The 18,116-nt window shown below is 44.5% G+C and carries 18 protein-coding genes; 7 read left to right on the top strand and 11 right to left on the bottom strand.

Features of this window, described 5'->3' with window-relative positions; translation table 11 throughout:
- Nucleotides 1-2: 2 nt before the first annotated feature.
- From F0265_RS00320 to deoD, 4 genes are all read right to left on the bottom strand, one after another.
- The gene (locus tag F0265_RS00320) at nucleotides 3-1,583 is read right to left on the bottom strand and encodes a GGDEF domain-containing protein (protein WP_171747320.1); all 1,581 of its coding nucleotides are present in this window, start codon (nucleotides 1,581-1,583) and stop codon (nucleotides 3-5) included.
- Nucleotides 1,567-3,051, bottom strand: coding sequence for a hypothetical protein (locus F0265_RS00315; protein WP_171747319.1), 1,485 nt, complete (start codon nucleotides 3,049-3,051; stop codon nucleotides 1,567-1,569). Before F0265_RS00315 ends, F0265_RS00320 begins: the two co-directional genes overlap by 17 nt.
- A gap of 126 nt (nucleotides 3,052-3,177) precedes the next feature.
- Nucleotides 3,178-4,647, bottom strand: a complete 1,470-nt coding sequence (locus F0265_RS00310; RefSeq protein ID WP_171747318.1) for an IS1 family transposase — start codon at nucleotides 4,645-4,647, stop codon at nucleotides 3,178-3,180.
- A 63-nt stretch (nucleotides 4,648-4,710) separates the two neighbouring features.
- Entirely contained in the window at nucleotides 4,711-5,421 is a 711-nt protein-coding gene (gene deoD, locus F0265_RS00305; protein WP_006960227.1) for a purine-nucleoside phosphorylase, read from the bottom strand.
- 350 nt (nucleotides 5,422-5,771) lie between these two features.
- Between deoD and F0265_RS00300 the strand changes: the two genes are divergently transcribed.
- From F0265_RS00300 to F0265_RS00285, 4 genes are read left to right on the top strand one after another with little or no spacing between them, the layout of a single operon-like run.
- Nucleotides 5,772-6,722 carry a DUF523 and DUF1722 domain-containing protein gene (locus F0265_RS00300; protein ID WP_171747317.1) on the top strand — a complete coding sequence of 317 codons (951 nt, stop codon included), beginning with the start codon at nucleotides 5,772-5,774 and terminating at the stop codon, nucleotides 6,720-6,722.
- Between the two features lies 1 nt (nucleotide 6,723).
- Complete coding sequence (locus tag F0265_RS00295; protein WP_171747316.1) at nucleotides 6,724-7,509, top strand: MerR family transcriptional regulator; 786 nt, start codon at nucleotides 6,724-6,726, stop codon at nucleotides 7,507-7,509.
- Nucleotides 7,510-7,512: 3 nt separating this feature from the next.
- Nucleotides 7,513-8,928, top strand: coding sequence for a deoxyribodipyrimidine photo-lyase (gene phrB, locus F0265_RS00290; RefSeq protein WP_171747315.1), 1,416 nt, complete (start codon nucleotides 7,513-7,515; stop codon nucleotides 8,926-8,928).
- A 1-nt stretch (nucleotide 8,929) separates the two neighbouring features.
- Nucleotides 8,930-9,841, top strand: a complete 912-nt coding sequence (locus F0265_RS00285; RefSeq protein WP_171747314.1) for a L,D-transpeptidase family protein — start codon at nucleotides 8,930-8,932, stop codon at nucleotides 9,839-9,841.
- Nucleotides 9,842-10,067: 226 nt separating this feature from the next.
- Here F0265_RS00285 and F0265_RS00280 read toward each other — a convergent pair whose 3' ends face one another.
- The 7 genes from F0265_RS00280 to F0265_RS00250 form a co-directional block, all read right to left on the bottom strand.
- On the bottom strand, nucleotides 10,068-11,114 hold the full coding sequence (locus F0265_RS00280) for a tyrosine-type recombinase/integrase (protein WP_171747313.1): 1,047 nt from the start codon (nucleotides 11,112-11,114) through the stop codon (nucleotides 10,068-10,070).
- The gene (locus F0265_RS00275; RefSeq protein ID WP_171747312.1) at nucleotides 11,114-13,156 is read right to left on the bottom strand and encodes an RNA-binding domain-containing protein; all 2,043 of its coding nucleotides are present in this window, start codon (nucleotides 13,154-13,156) and stop codon (nucleotides 11,114-11,116) included. Before F0265_RS00275 ends, F0265_RS00280 begins: the two co-directional genes overlap by 1 nt.
- Before the next feature lie 82 nt (nucleotides 13,157-13,238).
- Nucleotides 13,239-13,817: an HNH endonuclease gene (locus tag F0265_RS00270; RefSeq protein ID WP_171747311.1), complete on the bottom strand. Its 579-nt coding sequence runs from the start codon at nucleotides 13,815-13,817 to the stop codon at nucleotides 13,239-13,241.
- On the bottom strand, nucleotides 13,810-15,018 hold the full coding sequence (locus F0265_RS00265) for an AAA family ATPase (RefSeq protein ID WP_171747310.1): 1,209 nt from the start codon (nucleotides 15,016-15,018) through the stop codon (nucleotides 13,810-13,812). The genes F0265_RS00270 and F0265_RS00265 overlap by 8 nt, the downstream gene beginning before the upstream one ends.
- A gap of 14 nt (nucleotides 15,019-15,032) precedes the next feature.
- Nucleotides 15,033-15,209, bottom strand: a complete 177-nt coding sequence (locus tag F0265_RS00260) for a hypothetical protein (protein WP_171747309.1) — start codon at nucleotides 15,207-15,209, stop codon at nucleotides 15,033-15,035.
- A 31-nt stretch (nucleotides 15,210-15,240) separates the two neighbouring features.
- The gene (locus F0265_RS00255; RefSeq protein ID WP_171747308.1) at nucleotides 15,241-15,936 is read right to left on the bottom strand and encodes a hypothetical protein; all 696 of its coding nucleotides are present in this window, start codon (nucleotides 15,934-15,936) and stop codon (nucleotides 15,241-15,243) included.
- A gap of 94 nt (nucleotides 15,937-16,030) precedes the next feature.
- Complete coding sequence (locus F0265_RS00250) at nucleotides 16,031-16,636, bottom strand: phage repressor protein CI (protein WP_171747307.1); 606 nt, start codon at nucleotides 16,634-16,636, stop codon at nucleotides 16,031-16,033.
- Nucleotides 16,637-16,841: 205 nt separating this feature from the next.
- On the opposite strand from F0265_RS00250, the gene F0265_RS00245 reads away from it, so the two are divergent.
- From F0265_RS00245 to F0265_RS00235, 3 genes are all read left to right on the top strand, one after another.
- Nucleotides 16,842-17,042, top strand: a complete 201-nt coding sequence (locus tag F0265_RS00245; RefSeq protein WP_171747306.1) for a hypothetical protein — start codon at nucleotides 16,842-16,844, stop codon at nucleotides 17,040-17,042.
- Nucleotides 17,043-17,194: 152 nt separating this feature from the next.
- Nucleotides 17,195-17,734: a phage regulatory CII family protein gene (locus tag F0265_RS00240; protein ID WP_171747305.1), complete on the top strand. Its 540-nt coding sequence runs from the start codon at nucleotides 17,195-17,197 to the stop codon at nucleotides 17,732-17,734.
- A 12-nt stretch (nucleotides 17,735-17,746) separates the two neighbouring features.
- Nucleotides 17,747-18,085 carry a hypothetical protein gene (locus F0265_RS00235; RefSeq protein ID WP_171747304.1) on the top strand — a complete coding sequence of 113 codons (339 nt, stop codon included), beginning with the start codon at nucleotides 17,747-17,749 and terminating at the stop codon, nucleotides 18,083-18,085.
- The last annotated feature ends 31 nt before the right edge of the window (nucleotides 18,086-18,116 follow it).

The raw sequence follows: 18,116 nt of genomic DNA, 5'->3' as shown, positions 1-18,116 counted from the left end.
GCTTATTCCGTACAGACTTGATTACGGCCGTTGGCTTTTGCTCGGTATAGAGCTTTATCTGCACGGTAGAATGTACGTTGAGTATTCTCGCCTTCCCGGTGAAGGGTTATGCCAATACTGACGGTTAGGCCACGTTCACCAAGAATATCTTGCCAGCCAAATTTAAAAATACGCTCACGATAATTTTCAGCATGCATCGTGGCCTGCTCCATCGTGGTACGCTCTAGAATCACCAAAAACTCCTCGCCACCAAATCGTACGCTCGATGCATCGCGGAACTTAAAGTAGGCAGACAGCTCATGAGAGACGTTCACGATGGCTTTATCGCCAACTAAGTGGCTCAGCTCGTCGTTAATGGATTTAAAATGGTCAATGTCGATCACCATGAGTGCAAAAGGCACGTCATGCAGCAATAGATCTTTGAGCTTCACATCCAGCCAGCGTCGGTTGTGCAAGCTGGTCAGCGGATCGGTAAACACATCTTGTTGGAGCTGAGCTACGGTGTGCTTCTGGCTTTCCGTGGTTTCTTTGAGCTCACGATTTTCAAGCTCAGATAGAATCAGTTTGAGTTGCAGTTCAAATCGCGATAAACGACGCAGCTGTGCCGCACCAAGTTCACCGATTGGGATCTGCTTCATCAAGTCACTTTCGATGCGAAATGCTCGCTTCTGGCATTCCAGTGCTTTTTGGAAATCGCCTTGTTGCTCGTAGATATCTCCTAATGCCGTATTTAGTTTGAGGTTGAGTACAGGTGAAGCGTAACGTCTGATCTTCTTCTGAGCACTTTCCAATACCCAGTTAGCCAGATGAGGTTTGTTTGATTCATTGAGGCTATGCGCCAGCTCAAGGCGAATCATATTCGACAGCCAGATCGAGTGGATATTACCAGCTGTGTATTGAACGTTGCCCAAACACTCTATCGCTCTATCTTGTTTGCCTTGTCGACGATACAGTTTTGCCTGATAGAGCAGTATCTGCCCAGCAAGTACCTTGTCGCTGACTAGAATCGCCAACTCAGCGCACTCTTTAAGTAGGTCTTTTGCCGCCGTGGTACGATTGAGTTCGATGTAGCACGACAACATATACAGCTTGTAGCGTAGACGCAGTGAGCGGCTGGAGATGGCGTGATCGATGCCATCTATCTTTTGGTAGTAGCGCAATGCTCGGTTGTGGTCGCCGTAGGCATCACATAGGTTGCCCATGCCCAACACCGCCAGTACGTAAGCGTCGATATGGCTGGTATCAACGGCTATGGTCGATGAAGAGATATACTCCTGCAAAGCACCTGAGTAGTCGCCCCCTTCAACCAGTCGGTCAGCTAGGCTGTTTTTCACCTCTAGAATCAACTCTGCGTCGCTCGGCAGAGTTAGGTGTTCGAGGGCACTTCTTAACTCTTCAATGCTGGTTTTTGGTTGCTTGAGCTCATTGCGATACTCAGCACTGATAATCAAGCTTTGCGCCTTTTCCTGAGGCGTTGTCGCAATATGCTGACGAATGTGGTTCCAGAAAATAATCGCCTCTTCACCTGAAACAGAAGAAGCATCTAAACCCGATTCGGAGATTTTATTAAGCAAAGTTTCCATTCTGTACTTCCAATGGTTGGCTTTCTTCTAGTTGTTCTAAAGTAAATGGGAACGTCAGGATGTCCTGAAAAACCACTTTAGGCAGTGACTTATCGAGTCCTTTTCGGTGCCATGGGTAGATTTCGATCATTTTTGCCAATACGTGAAACACTTGCAAAGCGGCATCGTCTTTCTCTGCCAACAGGACACCGAGGCGATCACTACTGAGTCGAGAAAGGAGGTCTTGCTGTGTACACAAAGAGTGTGCGAGTTCAGCACACACTTCAATGTATTCAGGGTCGCTGTGCTGAATGATAACGACTGCATGGTTAGAACGTTTCAGTTCGGTCTTGAACAGAACCAGTTGCTCCCACCAGTAAATCTCAGACACCATCTGATTGAGGTGTTTTTCCGGATCGTATTCGTGTTGGCCGCGAATGCGGTTAATCAATTTGCGTGCGCGTTGCTCAAGCTGGCGTTTAGACGCTCGGGCTTTGTCGTTGCTGACGCGGGCGGTTTGCTCTCTGAGCATATCCGTTGAGTGTTTGCGATATTTTTGAAACGCGTGTAGCGCCTCTTTAAAGTTACCTTGCTCTTCTGCCACGCGTGACTGTTGAAAACAAATCTGTGATAACAGTTCGCCGTTATCGAAAGACGATGCAGATCGTTCGGCTTGTACTAGTAGTTTGGTGGCTTCTTCCGGACGCTTTCTCAGTAATTCCAATCTTGCCTGACTGATGTAGGAATGTGCTTTCATCCACACCAGATCGTGTTTTTCCGCCAGATCATGAGCCTTGCCTGTCGCAATTTCTGCGTCTTCAATTCTCTCAAGTCCTAACAGGGCTAACCCTCTGAAATCCCAAACTTCTGCTTGCCAGGTTTTATCTTCGTGGCCTTTGAGCGCTTCGGTCGCACCGTCAAGTACAGTCAGCATCTCGACATAGCTGTTGAGCAGGTAAAGGTCCCATGCCAGTAGAATCCTTGCTTTACCTTCGAGCCAACCGATGCGTGTATTATTGGCAACGGTCACGGCCAGTTCGTGGGTCGTTTTTGCAAGCTGATATTCATGGGTGATTCGCCAGACGTTCCCCAGGCCGATTAAAGACTCGATTTGTATTTCGATCTCATCGACTAAAGCGGATTGCTCAAGGGCATTAATCCAGAATTGTTGGGCGGAGTAATATTTGGCTTGGCCCCAGAAGTGAAGCGCATGGATATGGAGAATTTCAGGAAGAAAGTCGTCGGTATCTAGGGAGTTGAGTTTGCTATGGGCTTCTTTGATGTATTTCAGCCCACGTCGGTAGTCCATCAAGCTCCAAGCACAGCGAGACATGATAATCAGGCACTGTACAGCCCCTTCTGGATACAGAATCTGATTGGCGCGCGTCACGCACTGTTCAGCGATGGCTAAAACCTTCTCAGGCTCACTTTCAATTCGTGCTTTGAGCTGTTCAATCTCTGTGTCTAGCAGATGCTGGCTTTTATCCAATGAATCAATCCCTTAACAGCCATTCTTAATATCATTCAAAAGTATTATAAAAATAGTGACTGATGTAACTCTAGTAAAAGCATTAATACGCCTAAGGTTTAATGGCGTACTTCACAATATTGGTAATTATGAAAGCAGTTCCCGCAGAGTCAAAGGTGACTGAGTTAAACCAAGACTTTGCGCCGCTGTCATACCGGTCTTATCTTGATAGCACAAATTATGCCATGCTCGGAAAATATCCAACATTGGTAACAAGCCGCCAGGGCGAAGTTTACGACGAGGCTCATTGATAAAGCTCTCAAACAGAGTTTGAAAGCGCTGTTGGTAGAATTCAGTTTGGCGAACGCTTGCCTTTCTAAGCCATTCTTTCGGCTCGTTATTCTGCCCTGCAAGATAGCAAATCCCTTTTGATGAATTTGCAAAAGAGGTGATAGCCCAGCGATCGCGCCACCAGCCCATATGAACAATATCGATTTTTCCGACTAGGCTGTGCTCATTCCAGTTTTCATCTTCCTCAACATACATAAGGTCGACATTTTGACGCTGGATGCGCGACAAGCAGACGCTTAGTGCCGCAGAGCGTAGAACAGGGTCTTGGGGTAGATAGATAGAAACCTGACGATCGCTGTTACACAGGTCCAGTACATGGAGGAAGTGGGCGTAAGACGTATATGGCGGTCTGATCAATGCCCCTTTTGATGGGTAGTTGAACACGGTCAGATTACCCATTGGGTCTTCAACATTGCCACGCGCGAGGATCGTTTGATATTGCTGATCGATACGTTCTCTGAGCACAGGTGATGGCTCAGGCACTGGGATGCTGGCTTCAGATGAGTGATCGCGCGAAACGAATCGAGCTGTTTCCTGATACGGATCGTGGTCAATACTGCCTAATGGCTCTTCATTACCGGAATAGTTGACGTGTTGGCAGAGGATGTAGCCTGAGTTGGCTTCACCGGTCGCGATCCATAGTACGCCATTGTTACTCTTAGGTTGCAGAGGCACGTAGTAAGAGGCCAGTTCATACTTTTCAGCATGATTCACCCAGCGGGCATCAAACATAGCCAACTTGCGACGACACCGGCTAGCAATGTGATCGAGATGATCGTAAAACGTCTTCGGGTTGATCTCTAATTTGCGGCAGATTTCACGTACTGAGTAGCCCATAAAGAGCAAACCGAGGAGGTTTTCCTGAAAGGAGAGTTTTTTATTGGCACCTGACCATTTATCAACGAACGTCGATTGGCAAAGTTTGCAACGATAACGTTGACGGTCACCACTGTAACCAAAGGCATGATACAGGTGTTTGTGAGTATGGACAGATAAGCCAAAATTTTCGCAATCGGTATTGCGACAGGTTGGCAAGCCGTCACTGTGGAGTTGTCTTAAACGATGGAGTTCGTTTAGCACTTCCTGATTGTTAAGTAAGGGGGGGAAAGCACCGCACTCCCGACATACCATCGCAGGTCGCTTAGGGTTAGCATGTTGCACGACGTATCGATGTGCATCACTCAATCCAAAGTTGTCACACGCCAATGTTTTACAAAAGTTGAGTTGTAACCCGTCTGCTTCCTGTGGCAGTTTGCCAGTCGTCACTATCTCCCCCTCGGGATTATCTGGGCTGCCAGACCATCAGTTCTGGCAGCGAAGGAATGGCGATTAGATGTTGATGGCTGTCTCAAGCGCAACTTTCATCATGTCGTTGAAAGATTTTTGACGCTCTTCTGAGCTCAACTTCTCGCCACGGATGATGTGGTCAGAAACCGTTAGGATAGTCAGTGCTTTTGCACCTAGATCCGCAGCAACACCGTAAATACCAGCCGCTTCCATATCAACACCTAGGATGCCAAGTTTTTCCATCTTCTCGAAGATGTCGGCTTCTGGCGTGTAGAAAAGGTCTGCAGAGAATACGTTACCCACTTTTACTGGTACTTCTTGAGCGCGTGCTTGGTTTACCGCTTCTTCTAGAAGGCCGTAATCCGCAATTGCTGCGAAGTCATGATCGTTAAAACGGATACGGTTCACTTTTGAATCTGTAGATGCACCCATACCAATGACAACGTCCATTAGGTTTACGTCATCACGTACCGCACCACAGCTACCAACACGAATTACGTTTTTCACACCATATTCAGCGATCAACTCGTGAACGTAGATACAAGCAGATGGGATACCCATACCGTGGCCCATCACAGAAACACGTTGACCTTTGTAAGTGCCTGTAAAACCAAACATGCTACGAACATCACAAACTTGTTTTACATCTTCTAGGAATGTTTCCGCGATGTATTTAGCGCGAAGTGGATCGCCTGGCATCAAAACCGTTTCTGCGAAATCACCTGGTTGAGCGTTAATGTGTGGGGTTGCCATAGTTGTTACTCCAAATTTATTAGTAATCCTGTGTTCTGATTACTAATTTTGTTGATTCTCAAAAATCTGTTGAAGCAATACTAGCTAGATATGCCAAGGCTCCGTGAGAAGTTCGTCACAAAAGTAATCCATTTCACTACAGATATAAGTCTTTATAACGTTTTTTGTTGAAAGGGTTAAAGCAATCGATTTGGAAAAACGATTGCTTTTGATTTGGCCTGAAATTGGATCATTTACGTAACACGAGTGAGTATTGTACATCTTAATTTCTTGTACAACTTTATCATGCTGTGCTAATAGTTATACAAAAGAAATTTTTGTATACCAAGAAAGGAAACTGGAGCATAACTATGAGCAACGTAATAAAAATCGGTATCAGTTCTTGTGTCTTAGGTGAAAATGTTCGTTTTGACTCAGGGCATAAGATCAGCAAATTTGTCACCAAAGAGTTGGCTCACTTTTTCGAGTTTGTTCCGGTTTGTCCTGAAGTGGGAGTGGGGATGCCCGTGCCAAGGCCGACTATCCGTTTGGTGTCGGATAAAGAACGGATTGCTCTGGTAGAAACAAAAAACGCGTCTATCGACCACACCGACAGAATGGTGGATTACTCTAAAAACAAAGTGGCTGAGTTGAGTGACATAGAACTGTGCGGCTATATTGTGTGTGCCAAATCACCAACCTGTGGCATGGAGCGGGTGAAAGTGTACAAGAAAGGCGGGGCGGACAATACTGGCGTGGGTCTCTACACTCAAGAGCTAATGAAGCAAATGCCTTGGCTCCCCGTCGAAGAAGATGGTCGCTTGAATGACCCCGTGCTGAAAGAGAACTTCATTACTCGTGTTTACACGCTGAGAGATTTTTACGACTCAATGAACGGTGCTCCGACTGCCGGTAAAATTGTAGCGTTCCACTCGCGCTATAAACTTACCTTAATGGCTCATCACCCTCAGTCTTACAAAGAATTAGGGCGCTTGGTCGCAAATATTAAAGAGTATGATATCGATACTTTCTATCAGAAATACCGCGTGGGTTTGATGAATGCGGTGTCGCACCGAGCCAGTCGTAAGAATAACACCAATGTCTTGATGCATCTTCAAGGGTACTTCAAGCGAGACCTTGCCAAGCAGCAGAAAGCGGAATTGTGTGGTGTGATTGATGAGTACCGTCAAGGTACGTTACCACTACTGGCTCCTATCACTTTAATTAAACATTACTTGGCTGCTTATCCGGATGCTTATTTATCTGAGCAGAAATATTTGCAGCCGCATCCTCAGGAAATGCGCTTGCGATACGGACTATAGAATGAAGAAATACGCAATCAGAGAAATATCAGAGCTGACGGGAGTGAAACCCGTCACGCTCCGCGCTTGGCAGCGCCGTTATAACTTGATAGAGCCTGAAAGGACAGAGAAAGGCCATCGCCTATATACCCAAAAGCACATCGACTTAATCAATGACATTCAAGGCTGGCTAGGTAAAGGTGTGTCGATTGGTAAAGTGAAAGCCTTGTTGGAATCTGGAGATCAGGCTGAATCCGAAGTCTCGCACAACATAACTCAATTAGATGACGTTGAACCTGTTTTAGATGCTTTGGCAAACCTAAACAAAGGGAAAGCTGAAACCCTCATTAACTCGGTGTTAAAGGAGTACCCACTCAACGTTGTTGAAGTTCAGTTTATTCAGCCAATAGTGCAAGCGCTTGGACTTGTCAGGCAGAGCCTGCGTTCACTTCAGTTTGGTTTGTTCCATACGCTGATGTTAACCAAGCTCAACGCCATCATTGAAGCCGAAAACAAAGCCGCTCGCTCAGGCACAGCGCTCTTGATATGTATACGAGGTAACACCGATATCGACTCTCGATTAATGGCACTCTCGTTGGTTGAGCAAGGGTATAAAGTGACTTTGATCGATGAAGTCGAGGATCTTTCTGGCTTGCTGGCGCATTCGAGCCTTGAGGAAGTTTCGGCAATTGCCGTTTACAGCTCTCGTGCGGTGAGTGAGGCTCAGCTTACAACGATAAAACAGTTAGAGTCGGCATTTTCTGGTGAGTTAGTGCTATCAGATCTGTTGCAGCGTCTCAAAGGGTAAGCAATGAATCTCGTTTGGCTTCGGCGTGACCTCAGAATCGAAGATAACTCAGCACTGGTTAATGCGGTAGAGACTGGTGAGCCGGTTATTTGCATTTACACTGCAACTCCTGAGACTTGGCATGAACATGGTTTAGCGGCTATGCAGGCGGATTTGATTTACCGTCGACTACAGGCATTAAAGCAAGATCTGGAGTCTTTACGTATTCCACTGCTTTATGAACAAGTGGATACATATACTGAGAGCGCCGAGCGTGTCGCTGAGATTGCTACTTTGCTCAGTGCGAATCGAGTATTTGTTAACAAGGAATATGAGGTTAATGAGCAGCGTCGAGATGCCACGCTTGAATTGTGTTTGAATGACACTGCCATTCAATTTGAGTCCAGTGATGACAAATGCATATTTGCTCCCGGTAGCATAGTGAACAAGCAAGGTAGCTATTTCAAAGTGTTTACGCCGTTCAAGAGGGCCTATCTTGCTAAACTCGGTGAATGCTCGTTTCAAGTTAGAAAGCCACAAACGGTGTCTTCGGGTGAATTACCTGAGCACTTGAAATCTCTACTATTCGCTGATGATGTGACCTTCAGTTACCCGCGAGAGCCGAGCGACCAATATGCCGTACATACCCAGTCGATAATTCAAAAGCTGCGAGACTTTGGTAGCCAAGACGTAGAAGGGTATGCCGATAACCGAGATTTTCCCGCTGTTGCTGGAACCAGTCAACTGTCTCCTTACTTAGCTATCGGCGCTTTATCTGTTCGTCAATGTATGGCGCGTTTGATGATTGGCCAGGTTCCCCCTCTCAGCCAAGGTAGAGAAGTCTGGCAAAGTGAGTTGATCTGGCGCGAGTTCTATCAGCATCTGATTTACTTTGAAGCTAAGCTGAGTAGAGGAAGGTCTTTCGTTGATTGGGGGGATCGCTTGGTATGGAAGAATGAACCACAGCATATTGAGGCGTGGAAGCAGGGTAAAACTGGTTTCCCGATAGTCGATGCTGCCATGAAGCAACTCACCCAGACTGGGTGGATGCATAATCGCCTCAGAATGATAGTCGCGAGCTTTCTGGTTAAAGACCTCCACGTTGATTGGCGGATTGGGGAGCGGTACTTCCTCAATAAACTGATTGATGGCGATTACGCGGCGAATAATGGAGGCTGGCAATGGTGTGCGTCGACAGGCTGCGATGGTCAGCCATATTTTCGAATTTTTAATCCTATTACCCAGGGGGAGCGATTTGACCCGCAAGGAGAATTTGTCCGTCAGTGGTTGCCTGAATTAGCACAAGTACCTGATAAATACCTGCACAAACCGTGGAAATGGAGTGGTGTAAGAAGCTTGTCATATCCGCCGCCAATAGTTGATCATAAGGTGGAAAGAGAAGTAACCTTACGGCTCTATAAGGAAGCGAAGGACGCTTAGAATGCTGAGAAAAATACTCTCCCTCTGTTGCTGCTTTAGTACCTCACTATTTGCTGCAACCTACGAACTACCTCCAGAGGGAAGCAGCATGGTTGGGCGCACACAATACCATCAAGTGGAAAGCGGTGAGAGCCTAGCAGATATCGCTAAGCAATATGATGTCGGCTTTCTTACTTTGATGGCAGCAAACAAAGGTGTGGATCCTTTCCTACCTGCTGAAGACTTTGTTCTGACGATTCCGACGCAAATCATTCTTCCTCAAGTGCCAAGAGAAGGGATAGTCATCAATCTGGCAGAGCTGCGTCTGTATTACTTCCAGCCGGAGAAGAACCTAGTACATATTTTTCCGGTTGGTATTGGTCGAATTGGCCGCGATACCCCTGAGATGGTGACCAGTATTAGTCAAAAACGACCCAATCCAACTTGGACACCACCCGCATCTATTCGCAAAGAGTACCTTGAGAAAGGCATTGAGCTTCCGCCTGTTGTGCCCGCTGGTCCGGAAAACCCACTTGGGGAATACGCGATGAGACTGGCTTATGGTGTTGGTGACTACCTTATCCATGGTACCAACAAAGATTTTGGTATTGGGCTGCGTGTCAGCTCAGGCTGTATACGTATGAACCCCAAGGACATTGACTGGTTGTTTCCGAAAGTGGAGTTGGGTGAAAAAGTTCGCGTGATCAACGAGCCAGTTAAAATTGCACTAGAGCCGGATCGCAGTGTGTTTCTGGAAGCTCATGAACCGTTAACGCGAAGCGATGGTAGCAAAAAGGATTTGAAGATCCCGCAGGAATTACAGTGGTGGCTGGAAGAGTTTGATCTATCGGATGCTAAAGCGAGAGCGGCGATTCTTGCGCAAAATGGTGTACCAGTGGAAGTGGTCTCTCCGAGTTATTCATACGTCAACTGAGCCTTGTTATTAAAGAGAAAGGGCCTGCAATTGCAGGCCCTTTCTTATCGAAAATTGACAGAATTACTTAGTGTAATGCATAGTTATTTCTAGAGCCCAGCAAAATCAAGGCTTTCACTGTTATTTCAAAGTCTTATAGAGGTGCCGTTTTATCAATACAACCCAATAACCATCAATGTTAATAAAATTTGCCGCCACTTTGTCGCCATTTTTTGCGAGTGTATGGTTACAATCCTAAGCTGGAAATAGGGTTCAATTCGGCAGCTTGAATTAGGTGATCGGGCGAGAAGTGTGAATAACGCATCGTCATTTTGATGTCACTGTGACCAAGGATTTTTTGCAATACCAGAATGTTTCCTCCTGCCTCCATAAATCGACTCGCAAAGGTATGACGAAAGACGTGTGTGTTTTGCCCTTCCGGTAAGTCAGGAAATGTCTGGTTGATAACATACGCAATACCATGAAGGCAGTTTTTAAACAACTTGTCCTTTTCACCAGTTCGCTCAAACTCCATCAGCTCGTCATACAGCTTCTCTGTGATGGGTACAGTCCGGTTCTTTTTGCTCTTGGTATCAAGAAACGTGATCTTGTATTTCGTAATCTGTGAAAGGCGGAGGTTATTCGCTTCGGAAATACGAGCACCAGTAGACAAGCAAATCTTGCAGACGAGTTCAAACTCTTTGGCTCGTTTGCTTTTACTGATCCTCTCAAATAGCTCAGTTATATCTTCATTTGAAAAAAAGCCCATTTCGGATTCAGCCACTTGAATCGATTTCACACTGGCAAGAGGGTTTGGTTGCATCCACTCGCCAAGTGAAATGAGTTCATTGAATACAGAGCGTAGATATCTCAAATCAAGATTATTAGTAGGTGCGGAAATCATTTTACCCGCACTAGTCTCTTTCCCGTATCGGTCTTTCGCTATTCGGGTAGAACGCCAGTGAACAAAGTCTTTTGCTGTAAACTTAATGGCAAATGGGTTTCCGAGTTCTTCGACTATGGTGCAGAGGCGGGGGTAAACCTTTTTAGCGGATTTGAGGTACTGGCCGTGCAGCTTGTACCAGAGTTCGACTAAGTCTTGAAGTGTGCGCAAGTCCTTTCTGTCACCCAGCCAAGGCTTATCGTCAACCTCAGCCATGGTGAACTTTTCGAACGCAAGTGCCTCGCCTTTGGTCGCGAAGCGCTTTCGAATACGTTTACCGCTTCGGCCCTGCGGGTAGCACTCACAAAGCCATGGTTTTTTATTCCCATCTTCTACTTTTCGAACAGACATTATTCATCTTTGGGTATGGTTGAAGGAAGATTAGTTGAAGCGTACCCCTGTAGCTCATGTGTTTTCTGTTGAGGGAAAGCGAATTTTAGAAACCCTTTGTTTACTAATGGCTTTAGCTGGTTTTGTCTCAATGCATCAGGGTTTCGGCCTAGTAAGGTAGCAAGTGCCTTTAGTGAAATATATTGCTCATGGCACAAGGCAAAAATTAATATTTCGAGTGTGCCTTTTGAAACTCGAGTTTTATTGCGAATATCTTCTGTAATGCCTTCAAGAGTTTCTCTAAAATTCTTGTCCAATGCATCGATGTTATCAATGATAGGCAAGTCTAGACCATCAATTAGTCGTCGTCCTTGTTCATCACGACATTCAGTAGAAGGTTGCTTGGAAGAATTATTTTTCGCTGAAGGTTCGGAGGTGAGCTCCGAGTACTCGGAGGTGAGCTTCGAGTACTCGGAGCTATTACTCGTAGCGGTGAAATTATCATCATTCATAGAGCCATTTTTAAACACTTCGTCTACAGTTGATACTTTCACTCCGGGTAAAGTGTAGAATTTTTCTTTGTGGGTACCGTTAGGTACCAACATTCCCATATTCTCTAACTTGGGCAGGGCTAATGTTACGGTACGTGAGGGCTCATCTGTAAGTTGCATGATGCGCTCATGATTGACCCATTGGTCGACATCTGCAGTAATCAGGATTAAACGTTCCAGTTCGCTTAGACAGTTGAACTTATCACCAAACAAATTTTCAAGACGGGTAATTGTTTCACTCGGTACCAAGCTGACCATTTTTAACTCAAGCACCGTCTGTTCAAGAATTGCACCATTTCTTTCAATTGTATTCTCATACAGTTTTGGTTTTTGCCAATGTTGAGTACTCCAGTTAGAAAAAATCTGGTTAACACCGGAGCCCATCCTTTCACTAAGCCCAACCATACGGAAAATGTCGTGGATAGCTGCATTTCGACAATCACTATCACCGCCTATCATGGCCTGTTCAGGGGGAATGCGCATTAACCCAGGATTTAAAAATCCAAACATATCTGGGCGTTTGACTATGATAATTGATCTGGGGGATGAAAAATCGGCATGTGCAAGCGTGTTTACGAGTGCTTCTCGAATGGCCTCATGTATCGGGGTGAAGTCAGAACGCTGATCAGAGTCCAGTTTGAATGGCACTTTTAGGTCAGTCGTTAGCTTTTTGTATACTATGAGGTAAAAGTCATAAAGATTTCCTGACCAATTACCATCGAGTGTAACTCGGTCAATATAACGTGAAGACCGAGAGGCGTTTTCACGTTCAATGTAATCAAGGTGGTAGTGGCTAATGTAGTCTTTTATAGCAATATCTTGCCCAAACATTAGAAGGCCTGCCAGTGTTAGCCCCTCTTCATTTGTGTTTCGGTCTCGTTTCCACGCCCCAATACGGATAAGAAAGTTTTTGTCATCTAAATCGTTGAATCGGTGTTCGGGTGAACGAGCTTGAAAATGTTGGCGATATTTCTTTAGCGTAGAAAGTTCTATGTCTTCCATGCCGAAGTTCGCGAGAACAAGCGAATCACGTGGCTCGGTACCTTTTTCTGCAAACATGTGTTGAAGGACTGCAGCGGAGGCATGATTATCCCCTTCGTGCCCACGTATGTATGTGCCAGTTTTAGGATTGTTTTTAATGAATACAGGTTTTTGGTTGCGATTAGCTCTTGGTACTGTAACCCTAAGAATCGTCCTACCATTGGCATTCAGCTCTTGAACATACTTTTCAGGGTCACCTTCAAACAGATTTACGCTTACAGATTGAGGGTTACTCAGATTATTAAAGATATCTTTTTTTATCTTATCTGCATCATTGACGCCTGTTACTTCAAAAGTGCCGTCATCATTTTCGGTAATTCCCAAAAATATAGTGCCGCCATAAGTGTTAGCAAAAGCGCTGTACGTAGACCACATATCTTTTGGTGCAGCAGCTTTAGCTCGCTTACATTCAATATCGCTACTCTCTTTGAGGTCAGCGATGATCTCTTGCCAATCTTCTAGGTGACCCATTTCAACCTCTAATTTATATTTAATGCAACGTACTCGCAGAGCCAAAGCTTGTTGTTCCGGTTTTCTATCTTTCTAACTGACATTACAAAAGCTGTTGTAATCTTAAGTAGGTTTTGACCATAGAAGAATACTTGTGACCTGGACGAGATAGTTTAATAAGCTCTTCTAGCGCTTTTTCTTTCAATCTGTCGTTATTTTTGCTGTTCCAAGTGATAATAAAGGCGTCTATTTCCTTTAACTTTTCTATTCTACTTTCTCGTAGATCTGGTCTGTTTAACTGAATGTCTGAAATTGTTAGTTCACCCCTTTCACATTGCCGAAAAGGTCTAGCCTCGAACCCACAAAACAAGATGTGGTTCTCTGGGTCCTCTGAGTAAGGGTCGATATATGGAGTGCCTTCGTCGAACTTGGCTAGTTTTGCATGGTTACACCTATGGCAAACGAATCCAAGGTTATTCCAATCATAGATCAGCGCGGGGTACTTAGAGCGCGGGCGAAAGTGCTCAATTTCACCATGATCGACAGTCAAAACTTCGCTTTCACAGTACATACATTTGTTGTTACTGGCTGACTTCAATGCTGCCTTGTTATCAGGATGGTTGTAATCCTTATCTGCTAAGGCTTCTGGTTTTGGACACTCTGGGCGAGATAACTTAATCATTCATGTTCTCCATAACACTTGTCATGGTTGGCAAAAATGCGGAATTTAGTCCAATTCGGGACAGCTCAGATTTTAGTGCTTCAAAATCAATTTCTTCAGCTTGCATTGAAGAATAACGGTTCACAATTTCAGTTAGCTTCTCTTCAACCCAGATAGGGTAAGTCGAGCTAACTCCCAATACTTCGTCTAGTACTCCATTAGCTGTGCTTGCAAAATTCTGGAAATCTAATCTTGTCGATTCAATTTTTCCTGCCTCGTTAGGTGCAAGAACATAGATCGCTGCATCTTCGACAGAGTTAATCACCAAAGGACTGTGTGTCGATACTATGAATGAAGCTCGCGGAAATGCTTCTGCTAACGAATGAAGAATTTCTCTCTGCATTTTTGGGTGTAAATGTGCTTCGACTTCATCAATCATAATCACGAAGGGTTGTTCATCGTTGAATTTGTATTGGAACAGTTGCCAAGCAATGCTAATTAAAGTTCCTATACCTGATGATACGGATTCCAGTAGAAAACTAGAGCCTCCTTCGCAGTACATAACAACTTCAAAGTTAACAATTTTAATGTGTGAGAATTTCAGCTCTCTAGGGAGAACTTCTTTTAGTAGGGATTGGAAGCCTTCGTAATACAAACGAGCCTCATCATCAGCTGGCATTACTTGATTTCCAAAACCTGTAACAGCCCAGTTAATGAGTTTATTCTTCATCTCTTGAGCTACGTTTCTCGATGCACCTTGGATGTTCACAACTTTTTCCGCTTGCACTGGAAGTTTTACAGGCTGGATGTTTGAAGCTTTGGTATAGGCGAAAGATTGACGCGCGGAGGGGATAAAGATAGATGGCACATGCTCAGTCATATTTTGCCAAGTACTTTGATATGTAGCACTTTTACTATGAAAAGGCATTACATAGTGCATTATTTTGCCATTAGTTGTTGTCAGTGCTGCAACTGTTACTGGCCTAGCAGGTCCCACTATGTCGTGCGTCTCGTCTACAGAAACTATGAAGTTCTGCTGCCCTTCCTGTGGTACATAGTGAAGATCTGACAGGAATTGACAGTGGTGTGCTAGCAGTTTTAACAAGGTTGTTTTACCGGAGCCATTAGCACCAGTGAGAATGGTAAAGCGCTTGTCGAAAGATATATCTACAGAGCCAAACTGATTCCATCCAGTAACTTTTAGATTCTTAAATGTAGTCATGGGGTGTCCTAGGGTTACGCATTGAGCTCGCCATCAAAGTGATGCTCCAGACAAAGCCTGTCGCGCCAATGCATTTGCTGTTCTTTTGAAAGGTTGTAACGCCTAATAAACGCTACCCAGTTTACTGGGTTATCAAGGTGTTTCTTTGCTAAGCGTGTTAGTCCAAAAAATTCGATAGTTTCTAAAATCATACGTACATCCATGTAGTTTGTTTTAGGAAAGCTACGGGGTTAAGTAAGTGGTTACCCAGTAGACGAAAAGTGAGCAATTGAGAAGAATAGGTAAGAGCATGTCAAATGCTCTTTTATCTGTTAACAACAACTTGATGTAGTGACTATAAGCCAGTCTCCACAATGTTAGTTTGAAACCATTAAAATGTTTTACTCTGTAGCCTTGTTCACCATTGGGAGAACCAGAGTAATGGTAAAAGCCCCATTTTTCTTTTAATTCTGTAATGTTCGGTGCGAAGTGTTCGCAAGAGTAATGCGGGTTTATCTGGCAATCGATGAAATCAAATTTGTAGTTGTGATCAAAGCAAAAATCGAAGCTGCAAGCCACTTCATCTTCATCAGCGAATTGGTTAAGGCTGATGTAATGATGGGGCATATCGTCCACAATTTTTTTTGTATTTACTTCATAGTACATATCATCAGTAAAAATTGCCGAATGCACGAGTTTTTCGCCTATTGCGCCAGGTTGCAATGAATTGGATAGAGCTTCAAACCAAAGCTCTTTAAAGCTCACCATATTGTAGAGGCTGTATCGATAAATGGCATATACCACTATCCCCCAGTAGATAAGCACTAGCTTATCTATATGAGCCAACTCGATTTTAGGTAGCCAAGGGATTGAAATTGTATTGGTTGTAAACTCTATACCAATAACTATCTTGATAAGACCAATTACAAACAAAGTCATAAGACCACGCGATGTGGATGTAAAACTATGCTCCGTTAGATGTCCCACTGGGCTTGCCATAACCATAAAACTTACCAAAACACTTTTATAGAATTCACTTCTTCTTCATTTCCATCGCAACACGACCAACAACTTTGATATCTTCTTCAGATACTTCAATAGTTGAAGTTTCAAATGCGATAGCTAGCTTTTTACCTGGTAGTCGTTGGAGGTAGTTAACTGATAGAACGCCATCAATGTCCAACAAGTAATCACCAGAAGCAGGTTGACGTTCAGCAGTGTTGATATACAAATGGCTACCATCTTGTTCAAGAACGAATAGGTTTTCTTTGATTAGGCCGAATTCATTGAGTGTTGATAAACCTAACTCTACAGTACCAACTTTTTCTAGTTCGCCGTTAACAATTGCAAATTTGTCTATGCTGCTTGAAGTTGGAGCGGCTTCGCTTTTGGGAAATGGTTCACCTTGTCCCAGTGCCAAATAACGAACAGAAGCACCGGAAGCTAGATGCTCCCTAACGATTAGTTCAAAGCCTGTTCGGTTATGGGTGTGCCATGTGAAGAAAGTAGATTTTGGTACGCCGTAGTGATCAGCTACTAAGTCAAATGTAGAACAGCCCGTCACTTCTTTAAGCTTTTCCGTGAAATCTCTGCCTTTCAAATAATCAAATGCTGGTACTTTTGCTGGAACCCTGCTCATTTCGATGTTCTCTTATCTAAATGGCGCACTAATTGTGCGTTTTTGATCACATTTAAGTTATTTTTTAAGTCGCATTCAGCTAATTCGGTCGAAAATGACAGTTGACTAACTCGTATTTGCGATCAAGAATGTGTCGTATGTGAGTTGATGCTTTCATATTTCACCAATAAGCATCAACAAATCTCAAACAAGTAGGATACCACTTATGGCAACACTACAAATAGCAATTGATGCGCCTATCTGCACAAAAAAAGAATTTTTACGTCGTACTGGTATGTCTTCATCCACGTTCGACCGCCAAAAAGACCTTGGCAACATTCCAGTCGTTCCAAAACAAGAAGCCAAAGGCCTGATCATGGTCAACATGGTTAAGTACATGGAAAAGCTAGCGGCGCAACAAGTATGAGCTTCGCTACCCCACCCAAAACCAAACTCTCCCTGCAAGATGCAATGAGTGAGTCTTGGGAAGACAAGTATCCAAACAAATGTCCGCTATGGCTCAATTTCGTTGGCTGGGCATTCGTTTTCGCACCATTTCTCTTCATTTGAGTATTAGTTATGGACGTAAATGACGCAATGTATGTATTACGTGAACGCAAACAACAAGCTTTTGATGCGGCTTGCTGCGATTTTGTTGTCAATCACGATTGTGAAGCGATTGGGCGCAGAATCGGCGTTGATGGGCAAGTCATTCGAAATATGCTTAATCCTGCGCAGTCGAGAGTACTTACTCCAGTAGTGCTTAGTCTGATTAGCCGTGATTCCGGTGACTACTCAATCGTAAACACGTTATTTGCAGATGATGGAGTGGTCACTATCCCACTTCCTAAAGCAGAAGATGAACTGAACCTATTCGAAAAGGTTTTAAAACACTCGGCATTTTCCGGTGAGCTTTCTAGCGATGCGTTAGCCATGTGCACCGCAGAGCGTTTACCGCGATCAACCAAACGCAAAACACTCGCCAAAGCACAAGCTGCTTTGGGCAATCTCGTTTTGCTTATCAATGACCTTGAAAACCGCACCACAGGCCTGCAGCCCTTAGTTCAAATGGGCACAGACTTTCTGGCTAATGGTGCTCCAATCCCCGGCATCGCCTAAGGAGTTACAACCATGAGTCAGTTAGCTATTACACAACAAGAAGAATTCCAAAAAACACCAGATGTAGCAGAGAGCATTGCCTCTTGCAGAGCTTTGTTCAATGGCGCCGCGACACGATGCAAGATTCGCAGTTTCTATAACTCTCTACCGGATAAAACCCGCGGCTTAATTCTGATCGCAGGTGGTATGCCCGCTAGAGACTATCAAAGAAACTTTGACGATTTCACAGACCTTGAGCTGCATAAAGTGCGCAAGGGTATGGGGTATCTGAAAGATGCCATTGTCGGGTTCGACAACAAGTTGGGCGATGTTCGTCGCCTCAAGCACTTCCAATTCAGTAGTACACATTAAACCTAGCCAGCCTTGCCCCTGTAACAGGGGG

The sequence above is a fragment of the Vibrio sp. RE88 genome, assembly GCF_013113835.1.
In the GTDB taxonomy this organism is placed as follows: domain Bacteria; phylum Pseudomonadota; class Gammaproteobacteria; order Enterobacterales; family Vibrionaceae; genus Vibrio.
The sequence above is the reverse complement of the archived record's forward strand: the minus strand, read 5'-3'. Positions and strand labels throughout refer to the sequence as shown.

Excerpts from the sequence above, each read along its gene's own strand:
- F0265_RS00295 (WP_171747316.1), top strand. The coding sequence starts at position 6,724 with ATGAAGAAATACGCAATCAGAGAAATATCAGAGCTGACGGGAGTGAAA.
- F0265_RS00240 (WP_171747305.1), top strand. The coding sequence starts at position 17,195 with ATGGACGTAAATGACGCAATGTATGTATTACGTGAACGCAAACAACAA.
- F0265_RS00280 (WP_171747313.1), bottom strand. The coding sequence starts at position 11,114 with ATGTCTGTTCGAAAAGTAGAAGATGGGAATAAAAAACCATGGCTTTGT.
- F0265_RS00245 (WP_171747306.1), top strand. The coding sequence starts at position 16,842 with ATGGCAACACTACAAATAGCAATTGATGCGCCTATCTGCACAAAAAAA.
- F0265_RS00270 (WP_171747311.1), bottom strand. The coding sequence starts at position 13,817 with ATGATTAAGTTATCTCGCCCAGAGTGTCCAAAACCAGAAGCCTTAGCA.
- F0265_RS00285 (WP_171747314.1), top strand. The coding sequence starts at position 8,930 with ATGCTGAGAAAAATACTCTCCCTCTGTTGCTGCTTTAGTACCTCACTA.
- F0265_RS00255 (WP_171747308.1), bottom strand. The coding sequence starts at position 15,936 with ATGACTTTGTTTGTAATTGGTCTTATCAAGATAGTTATTGGTATAGAG.
- phrB (WP_171747315.1), top strand. The coding sequence starts at position 7,513 with ATGAATCTCGTTTGGCTTCGGCGTGACCTCAGAATCGAAGATAACTCA.
- F0265_RS00320 (WP_171747320.1), bottom strand. The coding sequence starts at position 1,583 with ATGGAAACTTTGCTTAATAAAATCTCCGAATCGGGTTTAGATGCTTCT.
- F0265_RS00265 (WP_171747310.1), bottom strand. The coding sequence starts at position 15,018 with ATGACTACATTTAAGAATCTAAAAGTTACTGGATGGAATCAGTTTGGC.
- F0265_RS00275 (WP_171747312.1), bottom strand. The coding sequence starts at position 13,156 with ATGGGTCACCTAGAAGATTGGCAAGAGATCATCGCTGACCTCAAAGAG.
- deoD (WP_006960227.1), bottom strand. The coding sequence starts at position 5,421 with ATGGCAACCCCACACATTAACGCTCAACCAGGTGATTTCGCAGAAACG.
- F0265_RS00250 (WP_171747307.1), bottom strand. The coding sequence starts at position 16,636 with ATGAGCAGGGTTCCAGCAAAAGTACCAGCATTTGATTATTTGAAAGGC.
- F0265_RS00300 (WP_171747317.1), top strand. The coding sequence starts at position 5,772 with ATGAGCAACGTAATAAAAATCGGTATCAGTTCTTGTGTCTTAGGTGAA.
- F0265_RS00260 (WP_171747309.1), bottom strand. The coding sequence starts at position 15,209 with ATGATTTTAGAAACTATCGAATTTTTTGGACTAACACGCTTAGCAAAG.
- F0265_RS00235 (WP_171747304.1), top strand. The coding sequence starts at position 17,747 with ATGAGTCAGTTAGCTATTACACAACAAGAAGAATTCCAAAAAACACCA.